Origin of the sequence: Hydrogenophaga taeniospiralis CCUG 15921 (assembly GCF_001592305.1) — a bacterium.
Lineage (GTDB): Bacteria > Pseudomonadota > Gammaproteobacteria > Burkholderiales > Burkholderiaceae_C > Hydrogenophaga > Hydrogenophaga taeniospiralis.
The window spans coordinates 32,322-47,714 of the sequence record NZ_BCWR01000019.1 but is presented as its reverse complement, the minus strand read 5'-3'; the positions used below and the strand labels follow the sequence as shown (position 1 = coordinate 47,714).

The window sequence follows — 15,393 nt, the reverse complement described above, 5'->3', positions numbered from 1 at the left end:
CCGGACCCGCTCAGGCGAGCTGGGCCGACTGTTTCCAGGCCTGCTCCACCCAGCTGCTGCGCGCCTCGCTGCCGCGCCGCTCGGCGGGTTTGCTACTGGAAAAGATGTCGCTCATGTACATGTGGACGAAATCGTAGTTGGTGCAACATTCGCTCAATTCGTGCAAATCGACTCGCACCCCGCCGGCCCCCACCAACACCACCGCATATTTCTTTGACAGCAATGTCTTGAGCACCCCAGAGATTTCCATCTGCTCCATGGCATTGGCGCTCAATGAGGTATCCAACACCAATCCCATCACCGGAAATTTTCCCGCATGGGCCAGGCTTTGTGCTTTTCTGAACACATCCAGAATGCCGATGAATCCACGCGCCATGACGGAACCAAAAAGTTCAACCAATTGGGTATCGTCCAGGCAATGCAATTCGCTTGGAAGACCCTCAGTTCGGGTTTCTTCAGGGGCGCGATGATCGGTCAACAGCGCCAATACACGGGAAATCACCACGTAACCCATCACCATGTTCTTTTCGGTCATTTCGGATTTCTCCATTCACGCCGGCTTGCGGCCACGGACTTGCACAAAGCACACAATTTGTGACAACAAAGCAAATTGGGTGCCACCGATCGCCGATCACCCCAAAATAGAAAAATTCCGTTTGAATTCAAGGCCTTGCTTTCGCAGGAACCCGATCTGAAAGCAGCAGGCAGCGGGCCGGGAACGGTTTTCAATGGCCCCGGGGCACCGCCGTTACGTAACGCCTCGGCCCACGGCACCGGGAACAGGAAACGCAACGCCCTACCCCGTGGCGCTTTCCAGGTGGATCACGTCCTGGTCTCCAATGAAGCTGCCGGTCTGCACCTCGATCATTTCCAGCTCGATGCTCCCGGGGTTACATACCTGGTAGGCCTGGCCCACGGCGATCTGGGTGGACTGGTTTTCGTGCAACAGCTGGCACTGCTCGCCGTGGGTGATTTCCGCGGTGCCCCGGAGCACGATCCAGTGTTCCGAGCGGTGGTGGTGCAGCCGCAGGCCCAGGCAGCCGCCCGGCTTGACCCGGTGGTGGTGGATCCCGAAGCGCTCCCCCTGGTCCACGCTGCTGAGTTGCCCCCATTGCTCCACCACCTGTGAAGGCCGGGCGGTCAGCGAGGCCTGCTGGTGGCGCAGCTGGGCCAGCGCCTCGTCCATCGCGTGCACCTGGTCGCGGCGCGCCACCAGCAAGGCGTCCCGGGTATCGACGATCAGCAGTTCCTGGGTACCGAGCGCGACCACCGTGCGGCCGTGGGCGTGGATCAGGTTGCGGCTGGCGTGCACGGTGTATGCCGGGCCGGCGATGTGGTTGCCCGCGGTGTCGGCCGGCAGCAGCGCCGCCACGTCGTTCCAGCCGTCAACCTGGGTCCATGGCCCGGCGAAGGCTTGCTCCACCACCCGCGCGTACCGCGCCATGAAGTCGCGCTCCCCCGCTTGTTGGCGGCAACACCGCAGGTCCACCGGCTGGGGCCGCACGAACCGGATGCGCGCATCGCCCGCCGGGGTTTCGCACGCCACCCCCACCATGGCGTTGGCGCAGGCGAGCAGGGTGCCTTCCGCGTGGGCCGAGAGCGCGGCCAGCACGGTGCTGGCCCGGGCCAGCACCACGCCGCGGTGCCAGACGGGGCCGGGCAGCCCGGGCCGGGCACGGAGGTGGACGATGGCACCCGACATCGCGGCCTCCACGCCCTCCAGCACCGCCTCGCGAAACGCCACGCAGTCGGGCACATGGTGGTTGGCCGGGGAAAACAGCAGCAAGGGGTCGCCCCCCTCAAGGGTGCGCACCTGCAGCGCCGCCAGCGCCATGGCCACCGCGGGCATGGCGCCATCCGGCCCCAGCACGATCGGCCCGTGCAGGCGCTCCTGGCGCAGCGCGTCCTGCACGAGGAAGCGCTGCGCCTCGTCCGCCACGCAGATCACCGACGCACCGCACCAGGCCAGGCGCTGCAGGGTCAGCTGCAGCAGGCTGCGGCCGTCGATCAGTGGCACGAACGGCGCGGGCCGGTTGCTCCGGCTCAGGGGCCATAGCTGGGCGCCGGCCCCTGCGCACAAGATGACGGGGATGATGGTCATGGGTCGTCCGGTGGTGGGCGAGGCAACGCGCCTGGGCAGGTGCCGCAGGCAGGTTTGCCGCTTCTGCCATGGGCCGGTGCAGGTTTCGCGCCAGCGGCCACGGCCGCGCGCCGGGCCGCTCAGGGCCCCGCCCGGGCCACATCAAGGGCTTGATTTGAAAAGACTTTTCTCTGCATTGCCCGCAGGCGGGGCGGCCCGGCCGCGCACCGAGGCGACGGCGTTACCCGGTCGAGGCGACGCGTCACGTAACGGCGGAAGGGAACGCGGTGGCGAAGTGCCACCGTTGACCGGCGCCGGCCCGGTCGGCCGCGCCCGGGCTCAGCGTTTGAGTTCGCCCAGCTTGGCCTCGACTTTGGCCCACTCGTCGGCGTCGGGCAGGGCCAGCTTGGTGCGGGTGATCGGTTTCCACTCGCGGGAGAGTTCCGCGTTCAGCGCGATGAAGCTCTGCTGGTTCGCGGGCACATCGCCCTCGGCATAGATGGCGGCCACGGGGCATTCCGGCACACACACCGCGCAGTCGATGCATTCATCGGGGTCGATGGCGAGGAAGTTCGGCCCTTCCCGAAAGGCATCGACCGGGCAGACGTCCACGCAGTCGGTGTACTTGCAGCGTATGCAGGCTTCGGTGACGACAAAGGTCATGACGGGGCTCCTGTGGATCAGCCGTCCTTGCCGTCGTGGCGGGTCTGGGCCAGCCACGGCGCAAAGATGAAGAGATAGATGGCGAACGCGGCACACCACGCGAGCGCCGCGCCCACCAGGGCCAGCGGCAGCCATTGCGGCGCCACCAGCGGCAGCAGCACGCGCAGCGTGGCGGCCGCCATCACCAGGGCATAGGCCGCCACTTCCGCCTTCGACGCCTGCAGCGGCCGCCCGGTGTGGCCGCGGGCCGTGCGCGTGATCATGCCGATGATGAGGCCACCGGTGGCGCCGACCGCCAGCGCGTGCACGCCCGCCGAGGTGCCGACCCAGCCGGCCTGTGCCAGGGCCAGCAGCGCCAGGCCCAGCGGTATCCAAGCGTAGCCGGCGTGCAGGATCCACAGGATGGGCCGGCCCCGGGTCGTCCCCGGTTTCCAGTGCCACTGCCGGCGCAGGTGCAAGGCCGCGGCCAGCGCGAACAGCCCGCCGCTGACGAGGCCGGTGGTGGGCCCCGCCGGCAGGAAGAGCCAGAGCGCCAGGGCCAGCGCCGTCATCGACAGGGTGGCGCGCTCCAGCCACGGCCGGGCGACCAGCTTCAGCCCCGGCGTGGCGCTCATGGTGAACGCGGGGACCACCCGCCCGGCGATCACACACTCGATCATCACGATCAGCGCCAGACCCGCGTACAGGGCCTTCAGGGGTGGCCACGCGATGGCGCCGGACACGCTCAGGTGAAAGGCCAGGTTGGCCAGCGAGAGCAGCACCAGCAGGGCCGCCAACGGCAGGTTGCGGCGGTTGCGCGCACGCAGCAGCCGCTCGATCAGCACGGCCGCCACCAGCGGCAGCAAGGCCAGGTCGAGCACGGCGTACACCGGGTAAGGTGCGAGCACGGCCGCGAGGCGGGCCGAGAGCCAGACCACCACCAGGGCACCCAGCAGGGCGCCGCGCGGCATGGCCAGACCGGTCCAGACCTTGGCCGCGGTCAGCAGGAAGCCAACGATGACGGCCACCGCGAACCCGAACAACATTTCGTGCGCATGCCACAGCAAGGGGGGCACCGCCAGCGCCAGCGTCACCTGCCCCAGGAACAGGGCCGTCCACAGCGGTACCGCCAGCAGGGCATACAACGCGGCCCCCAGGTAAAACGGCCGGAACCCCAGGCGCAGCAGCGGCCAGCCTTCGGGCGCCGGTGCGCCGGGGGCCGCGGGCGGGCCGGCCGGGGTGAGGGACAAGATGGGGGTGAGCGTCGGGGTGGGCATGGGGAGGCGAGGGTTCAGCGCTGTCGGGCTTCTGTTTCGGCGTTCATAAGATTCATTTTGCATGAATCTTAATGCCGATACCGATCGACATCAAGCTATCGCGCACTTCTTCAAGGGCTTTGATGCGCCTCGGCGGGCGAGGCCCGCCGCTGCCCCCCGCGCGACCCTACAGGCTCCGGTCGGCGGCCTCTCCCCGCCTCGCCGAATAGCGCACCAGACTGTCCAGCACCTCGATCTCCAGGCGCGCGGCGCGCCGCCCATAGACCTCGGCCTTGAGCCAGGCCAGTTCGGCATCCAGCTGTTCCTGGCTGGCCAGCGTGCAGGTCCAGACCTTGGCGTCGGCATCCCATCGGTAGCCCCGGCCCTTGAGCTTGTCTTTGGACTCGAAGGGCGAACCCGTCGCACGCAGTTTGAAGCTGGGCTTGGAGGCGGCGGCGATCAGCTGGCTCAGGCCCGTGGTGGCGCTGTGGCCCACCGGCCTGGCCAACACCTGCAGCAAGGCGTGACAGTCCACCAGGGCCCGATGGGCGTCGTAGAACCAGCCCTGGTCGTTGGCCAGGGCGCTCAGCTTGGACGAGCCCGCGCCGGCGGCCTTCCAGTCGATGTCCATGAACGAACACGCCCAGGCCTTCCCGGCAAAGCAGGGAAAACGGGCTTCCACGAAGGGGCGGTCGAAGCCCGCGTTGTGCGCCACGATCAGGTCGGCCTGGGCCACCATCGCCTCCACCTGCGGGTCGTCCAGGCGGTGGCCCTTGACCATCTCGTCGGTGATGCCCGTCACCTCCCGGGCCACCGACGGAATGGGCATGCCGGGGTCTTCGAAGCCCTCGAAGCAGGCCACCGGCCCCACCGGCGAGCCACTGGCCGTGTCCACCTCCACCAGCAGCATGGCCAGCTCGATGATCCGGTCGGTCGGGTGCGACAGCCCTGTGGTTTCGGTGTCGAGCACCAGCACGCGCTGGCGGGCGGTGGTGGGCGACGCGGCGGGCCCGAAGTCCAGGATGGGCACGAGGCGGCGCAAGACGCGAAAGTCGGGGTGTTGCTCCAGCCGCTGCGCCATCGCCTCCAGGCTCGGCTCGGCCGCGGGAGCCGTGGATGGGGTGGCCGCCGGCTGCGCTGGGCGGGGTGGGTCAAACTCGAAACTGAACTGTTGCATCCGTGAAGCCTACCCGAGCGCGTTGCACGAACGACCGTGTGCCCCAATCTCCGTGGCACCGCTGGACGGAGACCCGGTCGAGCACAGGCGCGCGCCCCCTGCGCACGGGTGGCTACCGCGGCGGTCCGGATTCCATCTGCGCGATGAGGGCACGCGCCTCGTCGGCTTGCGGGATGGGGCGGCCGCTGTCGCGCCACGCCACCGCGGCCTTGAAGCCCGCTTCTTGCGCATACCGCCGGAACCACAGCCCCTCGGGGTTGTGGCGGGTGATGCCGTCGAACAGCGTCGCGAGCATCTGCGTCTGCTCCAGCCCCATGTTCAGCATGACCTGATTGACGACGAGCTTGTGCATCGCCAGGTGGCTGCGCGGCACACCCGCGATGCGGTTGGCCAACGCCATGGTGGTCGACTCCAGCTCCCCCGCGGGCACGGCGGTGTTGGCCAGGCCCCAGTCCGCCGCCGTGCGGCCGTCGAGCACGTCGCCGGTGAACATCAGCTGCTTGGCCCGCGTGGGGCCCAGGCGGAACGTCCACATGGCGGTCGTGGGGCAACCCCAGACACGCGTGGGCATGTAGCCGATGCGCGCGTCCTCCGCCATGACCAGCAGGTCGCAGCACAGCGCGATGTCGCTGCCACCGGCCACCGCCGCGCCATGCACCTTGGCGATGGTGGGCTTGGCGCTGCGCCACAGGCTCATGAAGTCGTCGGTGTAATGCTTCATCTGCCCGTAGTCGACCATCGGGTCCCAGGGGTGGCCTTCCTGCTGGCAGGGGTGGTCCTTGTGCTGCTCGGCGAAGTCGGCCAGGTCGTAGCCCCCACAGAAGCCCTTGCCGGCCCCCTCCACCACGATCACGTGAACCTCGTCGTTCGTGTTGGCCCACTCGACGGCGGCGCGGATCTCGGCGGGCATGTGCTCGTTGATGGCGTTCAAGCGCTCGGGCCGGTTCAGCAGCAGGCGGGCCACGCGCGGAAACTGCGCATCCTGTTCGATCTGGACGGTGCTGTAGTGGGGCATCTCGGTTCCTTGGGGCTGTATGGAGGTCGCCCATTTCACCAGTCAGTGCTGACTGTTGGCGTCACGAGAGAGACATAACGTCAATGCTGACGGTCACTACAATTCGCCCATGACAAAACCCGTCCGAACCACCCTCGCCAGGAAGCCATCAACGGCCGACACCGCGGCGCCGACCACCCGCCAGCACATTCTGCAGACGGCGGTGGCGCTGCTCGTCGAACAAGGCAGCGCTCGCACCACCACGCTGCAGGTCCAGCAGCGTGCCGACGTCAGCCGGGGGGCGTTGCTGCACCACTTCCCGACCCACGCGGCCCTGCTCTCGGCGACGGTGGAGGAACTCGTGCGCCGCAACGAGCGGGCGGTGCAGGACAGCCTGGCCAAGCTCGAAGGCACGCAGGACGCCACCGAGCGCGCCATCCGCGTGCTGGCGGTCGCGTCCACCCGCCCCGCCTACCTGGCCGAGCTGGAGCTGTGGGCGGTGGCGCGCACCGACGCCGAACTCCGGGCGGCCCTGCTGCAGGCCGAACGCACGGCACGCAAGGAGAGCGAGCGGGTCCTGTCCTCGCTGTTCGCCGCGACGAGCGACCGTCCGGCGAACGCCACCGTGATGGCATTGACCAACGAGTTCGTGCGCGGTCTGGCGCTGTCGAGCGTGTTGCGCAGCCCCGTGCGCCGCCAGCAGCTGTTGGCGCAATGGATCCGTGCGGCCCGCATCCTGCTGGAGCAGCTGCCCTGAACCGACGCCCACCCGGTACGCGCCTGCGCAACGTGGGTAGATGACATCCAAGGACGCCTCCGATGTGCGGCGAGATCAGCATGCGTCGCAGCACGCGCGCAGCGCGCCGGAGCAACGGACATGAGTGGGGGAGTTGTGTTGCCCAGATGATGAGGCAACCACTTGCGTGCAACGCAAGACTTGGTGCGGCTGGCGGGGATCGAACCCACGACCCTTGGCTTCGGAGGCCAATACTCTATCCACTGAGCTACAGCCGCAACTCGAACGATTCTAGCAGGCGGGGCCCTTGTCAGGTGGGTGCAAAGGGGCCGCTGGCTATAATCGCGGGCTGTCTGCCCACCCGGTGCAGGCCCGCCAACCCCCAATCCTGGCCCCGTTCCGCACCCTTGAGGACAACATGAGCGACCACGCGCACGAATCTCACACCGGCCCGATCAAGACGCCCGCCCAGCTGCTGTGGACGTCGTTCTTTGCCTTTGTGGCTCCCATCTTCATCATCATTGGCCTGGTGTACTACGTCACCACCGGTGACAAGCCCGCGGCCGGCTCGGTGGACCCGGAACTCGCGACGGCCCAGCGCATCCAGCGCGTGGGCTCGGTGGAACTGCGCGACGCCAACCGCCCGCTGCAGTCGGGTGAAGCGGTGTACACGGCCCAGTGCTCGGCCTGCCACGCCACCGGTGTGGTGGGTGCACCCAAGTTCGGCGACGCCGCCGCCTGGGGTCCCCGCATCGGCACCGGCTACGAGGCCCTGCTGAACTCCGCGCTCAAGGGCAAGAACGCGATGGCGGCCCAGGGTGGTGGCGCCTTCAGCGATCTGGAAATCGGCCGTGCCGTGGTGCACATGGCCAACGCCGCTGGCGGCAAGTTCGAAGAACCCCAGGCGCCCGCCGCCGCGGATGCCGCTGCCGCACCGGCCGCAGCGCCTGCGCCCGCAGCCGAAGCAGCCCCCGCGCCCGCCGCAGCACCGCAAGCGGCTGCCGCTCCCGCTGCGGCCACCACGGTGGCGGCCGGTGCTGGCGAGGCTCTGTACAAGCAAACCTGCGCGGTCTGCCATGCGGCCGGTGTGGCCGGTGCGCCCAAGTTCGGCGACAAGGCCGCCTGGGCTGCGCGCCTGACGCTCGGCATGGATGGCCTCACCGCCAGCGCCATCAAGGGCAAGAACGCCATGCCGCCCAAGGGGGGCAGCACCGCTTCGGAAGCCGACATCAAGGCCGCCGTGGAATACATGGTCGCCGCCGTCAAGTAAGGCCGCAACGACCTCAGACAAAAAAGCCGGTCACTGACCGGCTTTTTTTCGTCCGCCATTCCTGGCTTCACCCCTCGCCAACAGCGCGGGCCGATGCCAACCGGCCCTGCGGACTCCGCACGAAACCAAACCGCGTGGGCAACTCGGCGGTGACGACGGCGTCGGGGTGCCAGGTGCCCGCATCCACCGCGTCGGCGGCCAGCGCCATGTCGCTGGTGTGCACCAGCCCCAGCCCCAGCCCGGTCTGCAGGTACAGGCGCCCCGCTTCGTCCAGCAGGCAGCGCTGCACGGCGCCGGCCGGCTGCCCGGTGTGGGCCCGCACGGTACCGTCGGGCTGCAGGCGCCAGATGTAGGGCGTGAACTCCAGCTCCACATAGACCCGCTGCGGCCCGTTCTGGAAGAACCATTGACCGGCTTCGTCGGCGCCGTAGTTGCGGTGGATGAACTCGATCAGCTTGTCGTGCCGAAGCAGCGAGCCCTTGTTGGCAGCGCTGGTCTCGCCGGGTGTCGGTGCAAACGGCCCGGCGGCCTGGATGCGGTCGTCGCGCATGAACCACTGGCCCCGCGCGTCCAGCCCGAGCCAGCCGTAGCAGTGCGGCACGTTGGGCCATTTGGCCAGAGCGGCTTTGACGATGTCGTCCATGACGCAGATTACACCCCGGTTTTCTTTTCCGCTATCACCGGGTAGTGGCTGAAGGGGAGTCACCGGGAACACCGCGGAACCGGCTTTGCCGGGCCGCTGATGTTGCCCCCTGAGGGGGAAGCGCCGAAGGCACATCGGGGGTGTGCTGGAGCAACCAGCCGCCCACCGCCTCGGGCATGGCCCGCACATGGCCAGGCCAGCCCAGGCGCCCGTGCGACACGGGAAATCCGACGTGCCCACCGCCCTCGGGTTGCCACAGCGTGACGCAGGGGCCGGCCTCGTGCGCCGTGGGCAGCGAGGCGGCGGGCACGAAAGGATCGTTGCGGGCGTTGAGCGCCAGCGCCGGCACGCGGATACTGGACAGCAGCGGCTTGGCCGAGGCACGCGACCAGTAGTCGTCGGTGTTGAGAAAGCCGTGCAGCGGCGCGGTGAACAGGTTGTCGAACTCGTACAGGTCGCGCGCGGCCAGCAGGGCCTCGCTGTCGAACAGGCCGGGGTGCTGCTCCAGCTTCTTCAGGGCCTTGGGCACCATGCTGGCGAGGAACATGCGGGTGTAGACCAGCCGATTGAAGCCGCGCCCGATGGCATGCCCCCCGGCCGCCAGGTCCAGCGGTGAGCAGACCGCCGCGACGGCCCGCACCACGGCGCCGGCCTCCGTGCCCATTTCGCCCGCCCAGCGCAGCAGGGCATTGCCACCCAGCGACACACCGGCAGCGATCATGGGCCGGTCGGGGTGTTCATGGGCAAAGCGCTTGAGCACCCAGTCGATCTCGCGGAAATCGCCCGAATGGTAGGCGCGCGGGGCCAGGTTGAGTTCACCCGAGCAGCCCCGGAAATGCGGCACGGCCAGCGCCAGCCCCCTGGCCGCGGCAAAGTCGGCAAAGGCCACGGCATACTGGCTGCGGGACGAACCCTCCAGACCATGGAACAGCACCAGCAGGGGAGCCCCGGGCGCGCTGGGATGGTCGGCCCGGTCCACGTCGATGAAGTCGCCATCGGGCGTGGCCCAGCGGCTGCGCTGCCAGCGCGGCGCGGGGCCGAAGTGGCGCCGCGCGGCCAGCGCGGCCCACAGCGTCTGGGCATTGCCCCCCGGCAGCCACCAGGGCGAGCGGTAGTCGAAGCCCCCGGTATGGATGCTGTGGCCCATCCAGGCCGCGTCTTCGCGTTTCATGGCACCCCCCCTGTCTCAGTGGAGGACCGGTTGCACCGTCAACACATCCAGGGGCTCTGAGCGGGAACCCGGGCTGGCGTGGTGCGCCACCATGCGCCAGCCCAGCGCGGTTTTGGCGTAGACGTTGGTGGCGACCACCCAGGCGTGCTGCGGGCCGTCGTCGCTCATCACCGAGACCCGTTCGACCACACTGTGCACGCTGCAGGCCCCGGCGTCGAGCCGGCGCACTTTTTCCGGCTGGGCCATCACCCTGCCGTTGGAAAACAAGGCCTCGAAGGCCGCGCGCACCGCCGCATGCCCGACCAGCCTCGGGCCGCCCGGGTGCACGCAGACGATCTCGTCATCGTCGGCCCAGCAGGCCATGAGCCGTTCGATGTCGGCGTTCTGCAGGGCGTCGTAGAAAGCCGTCTCGGTGTCGTCCGCAGAGCTGGGGGGCAGTTTGGGTTTGCGCATGCGGGCTATTTTGCCGTGCACCCCGCTCCCATGGTGCTTTGTCCGCGTCATGGCGACCAGACGCCGGGGTATAGTGCCTTGGGCATTTCAGGCGCGCGTCTGCGATCTTGCTTGCTTGCGTCGCGCCAACGGCCCATGTCTTGTTCATCCGGCCCCTGCGGCCCTGTGGAGGTTCTTCATGTCCCCATTCGTCCGACGCCTGCTCACCTGGGCCACGGCCCTGCTTCTCGGCGCCAGCCTCACGGGCTGTGGCTACAACGATTTCCAGCGGCTCGACGAGCAGAGCCGCTCGGCCTGGTCGGAGGTGCTCAACCAGTACCAGCGCCGCGCCGACCTGATCCCCAACATCGTCGCCACCGTCAAGGGCGAGGCCAACTTCGAGCAGGAAACGCTCACCAAGGTGATCGAGGCGCGCGCCAAGGCCACGTCGATCCAGATGACGCCCGAAATGCTCAACGACCCGGCCGCGATGCAGAAATTCCAGGCCGCCCAGGGCGAAGTGGGCAGCGCGCTCAGCCGCCTGATGGTGGTGGTGGAGCAGTACCCCAACCTCAAGGCCAACCAGGGCTTCAGCGATCTGCGCGTGCAGCTCGAAGGCACGGAAAACCGCATCACGGTGGCGCGCAACCGCTACATCCAGGCGGTACAGGAGTACAACGTGCTCGCGCGCAGCTTCCCGACCAACCTCACGGCCATGGTCTTCAACTACGCGCCGAAGGCGAACTTCCAGGTGCAGAACGAGGCGGCGATCTCGACCCCGCCGACGGTGGACTTCAACAAGCAATGAGTCTGCAAAGGTCCCGTACCGGGCTCGGCCACTGGCTCGCCGCGCTGGGGCTCTGGCTGTGCGCCGGCCTGGCCACTGCGCAGGGCCTGCAGCCGGTGCCCGAGCTGCGGGCCCGGGTGATGGACCAGACCGGCACGCTGGACGCCGCCGCCCTGGCCGCCATCGAAGCCAAGCTCGCGGCCTTCGAGAGGTCGCGCGGTTCGCAGGTGGTGGTGCTGATGGTGGCCACCACCGCCCCCGAAGACATCGCCGACTACACCCAGCGCCTGGGTGACGCCTGGAAGATCGGGCGCAAGGAGGTGGGCGACGGCGTGCTGTTCGTCATCGCCAAGGACGATCGGCGCCTGCGCATCGCCACGGCCAAGACGCTCGAAGGTGCCATTCCCGACCTGATGGCGCGGCGCATCCTGGACCAGGCCGTGACGCCGGCGTTCCGGTCCGGCGATTACGCCGGCGGCATCCAGGCCGGCGTGGACCAGATCCTGGCCCGCATTGCCGGCGAAGACCTGCCACTGCCCGACGCGACCGCGTCCGCCGCGGACGGATTCCAGCCGATGGACCTGTTGATCTTCATCGTATTCGCCGTGCCCCTCATCGCCAGCGTGTTGCGCGGCATCTTCGGCAACCGCTTCGGCAGCCTGCTCACCGGCCTGGGTGCCGGGGGCCTGGCCTGGCTGCTCACATCGGTGGTGTGGATCGCGATCGGGGCCGGCCTGCTGGGCATGCTGGCGGCGCTCTTCATGCAGTTCCTGCCCACCACGCCCCGGTCCGGGCGGGGCGGACACGGTGGCTGGGGAAGCACTGGTGGTTTCGGGGGTGGCGGTTTCGGTTCAGGGGGCGGTGGCTTTGGGTCCGGCGGTGGGGGCAACTTTGGCGGCGGTGGCGCTTCCGGTGGCTGGTGATTCTGACACGCTCATGAACAAACTGCTTCGCATCCTCAAACACCGCTGGCGGGACCGCGCCGACACGCTGCGCGCCATCCCGGACGACATGGCCGCCCGCCTCGCACGGCGTGTGGCCGCGAGCGAACTGCGCCACACCGGCGAGGTACGCCTGTGTGTGGAGGCGGCCCTGCCCACCAGCTACCTCTGGCGCATCCAGGCCGCCACCCCCTTGAAGGCGGTGGCGCGCCAGCGCGCCCTGGCCTGGTTTGGCCGCTTGCGCGTGTGGGACACCGAGTGCAACAACGGTGTGCTGATCTACCTGCTGCTGGCCGAACACGCGATCGAATTCGTGGCCGACCGGGCATTGAGCCAGCGCGTGAGCGCCGCCCAGTGGCAGGGCATCGTCGACCGCCTGGGCGCCCGTCTGCACGAAGGGGCGTTCGAGGATGGACTCACCCAGGCCCTGGAAGAGGTGTCGGCCCTGCTGGTGGAACACTTCCCGGCCGAGCCCGGCGCGCAGTCCGCCAACGAATTGGCCGACACCGTGGTGCGGGTCTAGGACCATCGCTATCCGGACGCCTGCCGCAGACTTTCGGTTCGCGGCCGAGCGGTACGCCACCGGACGGCGGCCCGGTTCAGCGGATGGTTTTTTTGGGCACCGGAACGCGGCTGTTCATGATCACCTGCATCTCTTCCTGCAGCGCCTTGTTCATCAGCGCAAACGTTCTGAGCTTGCGTGTGGTGTCGCGCAGACGGTCGGCCATGCGCTTGGAGATGGCGAGCAGCAAGCGCGCCCCCACGCGAGGCTCGTCCCGCAGCAGACGCATCAAGGCGGTACGCGAGAGCACCGCCGCGGCGATGTCGGTGGTGGCGGTGCAGGTGGCCGAGCGGGGTGCGCCGTCGAGCACCCCCATTTCACCGATCAGGTGCCCGGGGCCCAGGATGTTGACCACGATGCTCTCGTGCAGTCCCGGCAGGTCGTTGGCCACGGCGATGTCGCCCTCGAGCACCAGCAACATGTAGTCGTTGTGCGTCACCTCGCCCTCGTGGATGAACACGGTCCCCGCCTTGATGCGCTTGGGCCGCATGTATCCCACCACCTTCATGGCGTCGGCCAGTGTCAGGTCGTCCAGAGCGGACGCCGTCACCAGCAGCCGGGCCGCCACTTCTTCGGGGGCCATATCGGGGTTCTCAAAGATCGACGACATCCCGCGCGCTCATTGTGGTTATGGAGTCCGCTATCTTCCCATGCAGTGTTCGCCCGGCAAACCCCCGGCGAAAAAAAACCGGCCGCAGCCGGTTTTTTTGGAACACCACAGCGTGGCGTTTCACTTTTTCTGACGGTACTTGCGCAGCGCTGCGATCTGGGCCGCCATGACCGCGAGTTCCGAGGTGGCCTTGGCCAGATCGATATCGCTCTTGGCGTTCTTGACCGCTTCTTCGGCCTGCTTGCGCGCGTCGGTGGCCTTGGCCTCGTCCAGATCCTTGCCGCGGATGGCGGTATCGGACAACACGGTGATGTGGTTCGGCTGCACTTCCAGAATGCCACCCGCCACAAACACGAACTCTTCGCCGCCGTCGGCTTTTTCGATGCGCACGGCACCGGGCTTGATGCGGGTGATCAGCGGAATGTGACCGGGCAGAATGCCCAATTCACCGGCTTCACCCGGCAGCGCCACGAACTTGGCATCGCCCGAAAAGATGGACTCTTCGGCGCTGACCACATCGACGCGGATGGTGCTCATAGTTACTCCAATAAAAAAGGTGAGTGAAAGCAAGCAGCGGGGTGACCGGCCAGACACCGTGTGGCACCGTACCAGCGTACGGCGAACACGGCCACAACGCCAGACGCCCCTAGGCGCTGCTTTACGCCACCTTTTTGGCCTTCTCGAAGGCTTCGTCGATCGTGCCGACCATGTAGAACGACTGCTCGGGCAGGTGATCGCACTCGCCGTTGGTGATCATCTTGAAACCACGGATGGTTTCCGACAGCGGCACGTACTTGCCGGGTGAACCGGTGAACACCTCGGCCACGTGGAACGGCTGCGACAGGAAACGCTGGATCTTGCGGGCGCGGGCCACGGCCAGCTTGTCTTCCGGTGCCAGTTCGTCCATGCCCAGGATGGCGATGATGTCGCGCAGTTCCTTGTAGCGCTGCAGCGTGTTCTGCACGGCGCGGGCGGTTTCGTAGTGGTCCTGGCCCACGACCAGCGGGTCGAGCTGGCGGCTGGTGGAGTCCAGCGGATCCACGGCGGGGTAGATACCCAGCGAAGCGATGTCACGCGACAGCACCACGGTGGAATCCAGGTGGGCGAAGGTAGTGGCAGGCGACGGGTCGGTCAAGTCATCGGCCGGCACGTACACGGCCTGGATGGAGGTGATCGAGCCGACCTTGGTGGAGGTGATGCGCTCTTGCAGGCGGCCCATTTCTTCGGCCAGCGTCGGCTGGTAGCCCACGGCGGAAGGCATGCGGCCCAGCAGGGCGGACACTTCGGTACCGGCCAGCGTGAAACGGTAGATGTTGTCCACGAAGAACAGCACGTCACGGCCTTCGTCGCGGAACGACTCGGCAATGGTCAGACCGGTCAAGGCCACGCGCAGACGGTTGCCCGGGGGTTCGTTCATCTGGCCGTAGACCATGGCCACTTTGGAGTTGGGCAGGTTCTCAAGGTCCACGACCTTGGAATCGGCCATCTCGTGGTAGAAGTCGTTGCCCTCACGGGTACGCTCGCCCACACCAGCGAACACCGACAGACCGGAGTGGGCCTTGGCGATGTTGTTGATGAGTTCCATCATGTTCACGGTCTTGCCCACACCGGCGCCACCGAACAGACCCACCTTGCCGCCCTTGGCGAACGGGCAGATCAGGTCAATCACCTTGATGCCGGTTTCCAGCAGTTCCTGCGAAGGGGACAGTTCGTCGTAGGCCGGAGCCTTGCGGTGGATGGAAGCGGTCAGGGTCTGGTCCACCGGACCACGTTCGTCAATGGGCGTGCCCAGCACGTCCATGATGCGGCCCAGCGTGGCCTTGCCCACCGGCACCATGATGGGGTTGGAGGTGTTGGACACCACCATGCCACGGCGCAGGCCGTCGGACGAGCCCAGCGCAATGGTGCGCACCACGCCGTCGCCGAGCTGCTGCTGGACTTCCAGCGTCAGGGCCGAGCCCTCCATTTTCAGGGCGTCATAAACGCGCGGCATCTGGTTGCGCGGAAATTCCACGTCCACGACGGCGCCGATGCACTGGACGATCTTGCCTTGTACTTGAGACATGATGGATACCTTCTGTTTTCTCTGGAT

The 15,393-nt window shown here is 67.7% G+C and carries 17 protein-coding genes and 1 tRNA gene; 5 read left to right on the top strand and 13 right to left on the bottom strand.

The genetic code is table 11. From position 1 onward, the window contains the following. Positions 1 to 10: 10 nt before the first annotated feature. From HTA01S_RS20505 to HTA01S_RS20480, 6 genes are all read right to left on the bottom strand, one after another. Entirely contained in the window at positions 11 to 535 is a 525-nt protein-coding gene (locus HTA01S_RS20505; RefSeq protein WP_068174717.1) for a hypothetical protein, read from the bottom strand. Positions 536 to 796: 261 nt separating this feature from the next. Further along, positions 797 to 2,101, bottom strand: a complete 1,305-nt coding sequence (locus HTA01S_RS20500) for a sugar phosphate nucleotidyltransferase (protein ID WP_068174715.1) — start codon at positions 2,099 to 2,101, stop codon at positions 797 to 799. A gap of 318 nt (positions 2,102 to 2,419) precedes the next feature. Further along, positions 2,420 to 2,743 carry a ferredoxin FdxA gene (gene fdxA, locus HTA01S_RS20495; RefSeq protein WP_068174714.1) on the bottom strand — a complete coding sequence of 108 codons (324 nt, stop codon included), beginning with the start codon at positions 2,741 to 2,743 and terminating at the stop codon, positions 2,420 to 2,422. Positions 2,744 to 2,760: 17 nt separating this feature from the next. Then, complete coding sequence (locus HTA01S_RS20490; RefSeq protein WP_157572202.1) at positions 2,761 to 3,999, bottom strand: NnrS family protein; 1,239 nt, start codon at positions 3,997 to 3,999, stop codon at positions 2,761 to 2,763. A 166-nt stretch (positions 4,000 to 4,165) separates the two neighbouring features. After that, on the bottom strand, positions 4,166 to 5,155 hold the full coding sequence (locus HTA01S_RS20485) for a 3'-5' exonuclease (RefSeq protein ID WP_084236373.1): 990 nt from the start codon (positions 5,153 to 5,155) through the stop codon (positions 4,166 to 4,168). A gap of 112 nt (positions 5,156 to 5,267) precedes the next feature. Beyond that, positions 5,268 to 6,170: a crotonase/enoyl-CoA hydratase family protein gene (locus HTA01S_RS20480; RefSeq protein ID WP_068174712.1), complete on the bottom strand. Its 903-nt coding sequence runs from the start codon at positions 6,168 to 6,170 to the stop codon at positions 5,268 to 5,270. A gap of 109 nt (positions 6,171 to 6,279) precedes the next feature. Between HTA01S_RS20480 and HTA01S_RS20475 the strand changes: the two genes are divergently transcribed. After that, on the top strand, positions 6,280 to 6,906 hold the full coding sequence (locus tag HTA01S_RS20475; protein WP_068174710.1) for a TetR/AcrR family transcriptional regulator: 627 nt from the start codon (positions 6,280 to 6,282) through the stop codon (positions 6,904 to 6,906). Positions 6,907 to 7,087: 181 nt separating this feature from the next. Here the strand turns inward: HTA01S_RS20475 and HTA01S_RS20470 are convergent. Further along, positions 7,088 to 7,163, bottom strand: a tRNA-Arg gene (locus tag HTA01S_RS20470). A 140-nt stretch (positions 7,164 to 7,303) separates the two neighbouring features. Between HTA01S_RS20470 and HTA01S_RS20465 the strand changes: the two genes are divergently transcribed. Beyond that, a complete protein-coding gene (locus HTA01S_RS20465) occupies positions 7,304 to 8,155 on the top strand; it encodes a c-type cytochrome (protein WP_068174708.1) in 852 nt (283 codons plus the stop codon). A gap of 67 nt (positions 8,156 to 8,222) precedes the next feature. Here HTA01S_RS20465 and HTA01S_RS20460 read toward each other — a convergent pair whose 3' ends face one another. The 3 genes from HTA01S_RS20460 to HTA01S_RS20450 are packed head-to-tail and all read right to left on the bottom strand — an operon-like array spanning position 8,223 to position 10,422. Continuing rightward, positions 8,223 to 8,798 carry a DUF2946 family protein gene (locus HTA01S_RS20460; RefSeq protein WP_068174706.1) on the bottom strand — a complete coding sequence of 192 codons (576 nt, stop codon included), beginning with the start codon at positions 8,796 to 8,798 and terminating at the stop codon, positions 8,223 to 8,225. Positions 8,799 to 8,832: 34 nt separating this feature from the next. Beyond that, positions 8,833 to 9,969 carry a YheT family hydrolase gene (locus HTA01S_RS20455; RefSeq protein ID WP_245638165.1) on the bottom strand — a complete coding sequence of 379 codons (1,137 nt, stop codon included), beginning with the start codon at positions 9,967 to 9,969 and terminating at the stop codon, positions 8,833 to 8,835. A 15-nt stretch (positions 9,970 to 9,984) separates the two neighbouring features. Further along, on the bottom strand, positions 9,985 to 10,422 hold the full coding sequence (locus tag HTA01S_RS20450) for a YybH family protein (protein ID WP_068174704.1): 438 nt from the start codon (positions 10,420 to 10,422) through the stop codon (positions 9,985 to 9,987). A gap of 178 nt (positions 10,423 to 10,600) precedes the next feature. On the opposite strand from HTA01S_RS20450, the gene HTA01S_RS20445 reads away from it, so the two are divergent. The 3 genes from HTA01S_RS20445 to HTA01S_RS20435 are packed head-to-tail and all read left to right on the top strand — an operon-like array spanning position 10,601 to position 12,652. After that, positions 10,601 to 11,209 (top strand): LemA family protein, encoded by a 609-nt coding sequence (locus tag HTA01S_RS20445; protein WP_068174703.1) that lies wholly within the window; start codon positions 10,601 to 10,603, stop codon positions 11,207 to 11,209. After that, complete coding sequence (locus tag HTA01S_RS20440) at positions 11,206 to 12,111, top strand: TPM domain-containing protein (RefSeq protein WP_068174702.1); 906 nt, start codon at positions 11,206 to 11,208, stop codon at positions 12,109 to 12,111. The genes HTA01S_RS20445 and HTA01S_RS20440 overlap by 4 nt, the downstream gene beginning before the upstream one ends. 13 nt (positions 12,112 to 12,124) lie before the next feature. Then, positions 12,125 to 12,652, top strand: coding sequence for a TPM domain-containing protein (locus tag HTA01S_RS20435; protein WP_068174700.1), 528 nt, complete (start codon positions 12,125 to 12,127; stop codon positions 12,650 to 12,652). Positions 12,653 to 12,728: 76 nt separating this feature from the next. On the opposite strand, the gene HTA01S_RS20430 is transcribed toward HTA01S_RS20435, so the two are convergent. The 3 genes from HTA01S_RS20430 to atpD all read right to left on the bottom strand — a co-directional run bounded on the left by HTA01S_RS20430 (position 12,729) and on the right by atpD (position 15,366). Next, positions 12,729 to 13,301: a cyclic nucleotide-binding domain-containing protein gene (locus HTA01S_RS20430; protein ID WP_068174698.1), complete on the bottom strand. Its 573-nt coding sequence runs from the start codon at positions 13,299 to 13,301 to the stop codon at positions 12,729 to 12,731. Between the two features lie 120 nt (positions 13,302 to 13,421). Then, a complete protein-coding gene (locus HTA01S_RS20425) occupies positions 13,422 to 13,838 on the bottom strand; it encodes a F0F1 ATP synthase subunit epsilon (RefSeq protein WP_068174696.1) in 417 nt (138 codons plus the stop codon). A gap of 121 nt (positions 13,839 to 13,959) precedes the next feature. Continuing rightward, entirely contained in the window at positions 13,960 to 15,366 is a 1,407-nt protein-coding gene (gene atpD / locus HTA01S_RS20420; RefSeq protein ID WP_068174694.1) for a F0F1 ATP synthase subunit beta, read from the bottom strand. Between the last annotated feature and the right edge of the window lie 27 nt (positions 15,367 to 15,393).

Bases quoted from the DNA above. Each gene is read 5' to 3' on its own strand.
- HTA01S_RS20430 (WP_068174698.1), bottom strand. From the start codon at position 13,301: ATGTCGTCGATCTTTGAGAACCCCGATATGGCCCCCGAAGAAGTGGCG.
- HTA01S_RS20425 (WP_068174696.1), bottom strand. From the start codon at position 13,838: ATGAGCACCATCCGCGTCGATGTGGTCAGCGCCGAAGAGTCCATCTTT.
- HTA01S_RS20450 (WP_068174704.1), bottom strand. From the start codon at position 10,422: ATGCGCAAACCCAAACTGCCCCCCAGCTCTGCGGACGACACCGAGACG.
- atpD (WP_068174694.1), bottom strand. From the start codon at position 15,366: ATGTCTCAAGTACAAGGCAAGATCGTCCAGTGCATCGGCGCCGTCGTG.
- HTA01S_RS20465 (WP_068174708.1), top strand. From the start codon at position 7,304: ATGAGCGACCACGCGCACGAATCTCACACCGGCCCGATCAAGACGCCC.
- HTA01S_RS20455 (WP_245638165.1), bottom strand. From the start codon at position 9,969: ATGAAACGCGAAGACGCGGCCTGGATGGGCCACAGCATCCATACCGGG.
- HTA01S_RS20485 (WP_084236373.1), bottom strand. From the start codon at position 5,155: ATGCAACAGTTCAGTTTCGAGTTTGACCCACCCCGCCCAGCGCAGCCG.
- HTA01S_RS20445 (WP_068174703.1), top strand. From the start codon at position 10,601: ATGTCCCCATTCGTCCGACGCCTGCTCACCTGGGCCACGGCCCTGCTT.
- HTA01S_RS20440 (WP_068174702.1), top strand. From the start codon at position 11,206: ATGAGTCTGCAAAGGTCCCGTACCGGGCTCGGCCACTGGCTCGCCGCG.
- HTA01S_RS20480 (WP_068174712.1), bottom strand. From the start codon at position 6,170: ATGCCCCACTACAGCACCGTCCAGATCGAACAGGATGCGCAGTTTCCG.
- HTA01S_RS20435 (WP_068174700.1), top strand. From the start codon at position 12,125: ATGAACAAACTGCTTCGCATCCTCAAACACCGCTGGCGGGACCGCGCC.
- HTA01S_RS20475 (WP_068174710.1), top strand. From the start codon at position 6,280: ATGACAAAACCCGTCCGAACCACCCTCGCCAGGAAGCCATCAACGGCC.
- HTA01S_RS20505 (WP_068174717.1), bottom strand. From the start codon at position 535: ATGACCGAAAAGAACATGGTGATGGGTTACGTGGTGATTTCCCGTGTA.
- HTA01S_RS20460 (WP_068174706.1), bottom strand. From the start codon at position 8,798: ATGGACGACATCGTCAAAGCCGCTCTGGCCAAATGGCCCAACGTGCCG.
- HTA01S_RS20490 (WP_157572202.1), bottom strand. From the start codon at position 3,999: ATGCCCACCCCGACGCTCACCCCCATCTTGTCCCTCACCCCGGCCGGC.
- fdxA (WP_068174714.1), bottom strand. From the start codon at position 2,743: ATGACCTTTGTCGTCACCGAAGCCTGCATACGCTGCAAGTACACCGAC.
- HTA01S_RS20500 (WP_068174715.1), bottom strand. From the start codon at position 2,101: ATGACCATCATCCCCGTCATCTTGTGCGCAGGGGCCGGCGCCCAGCTA.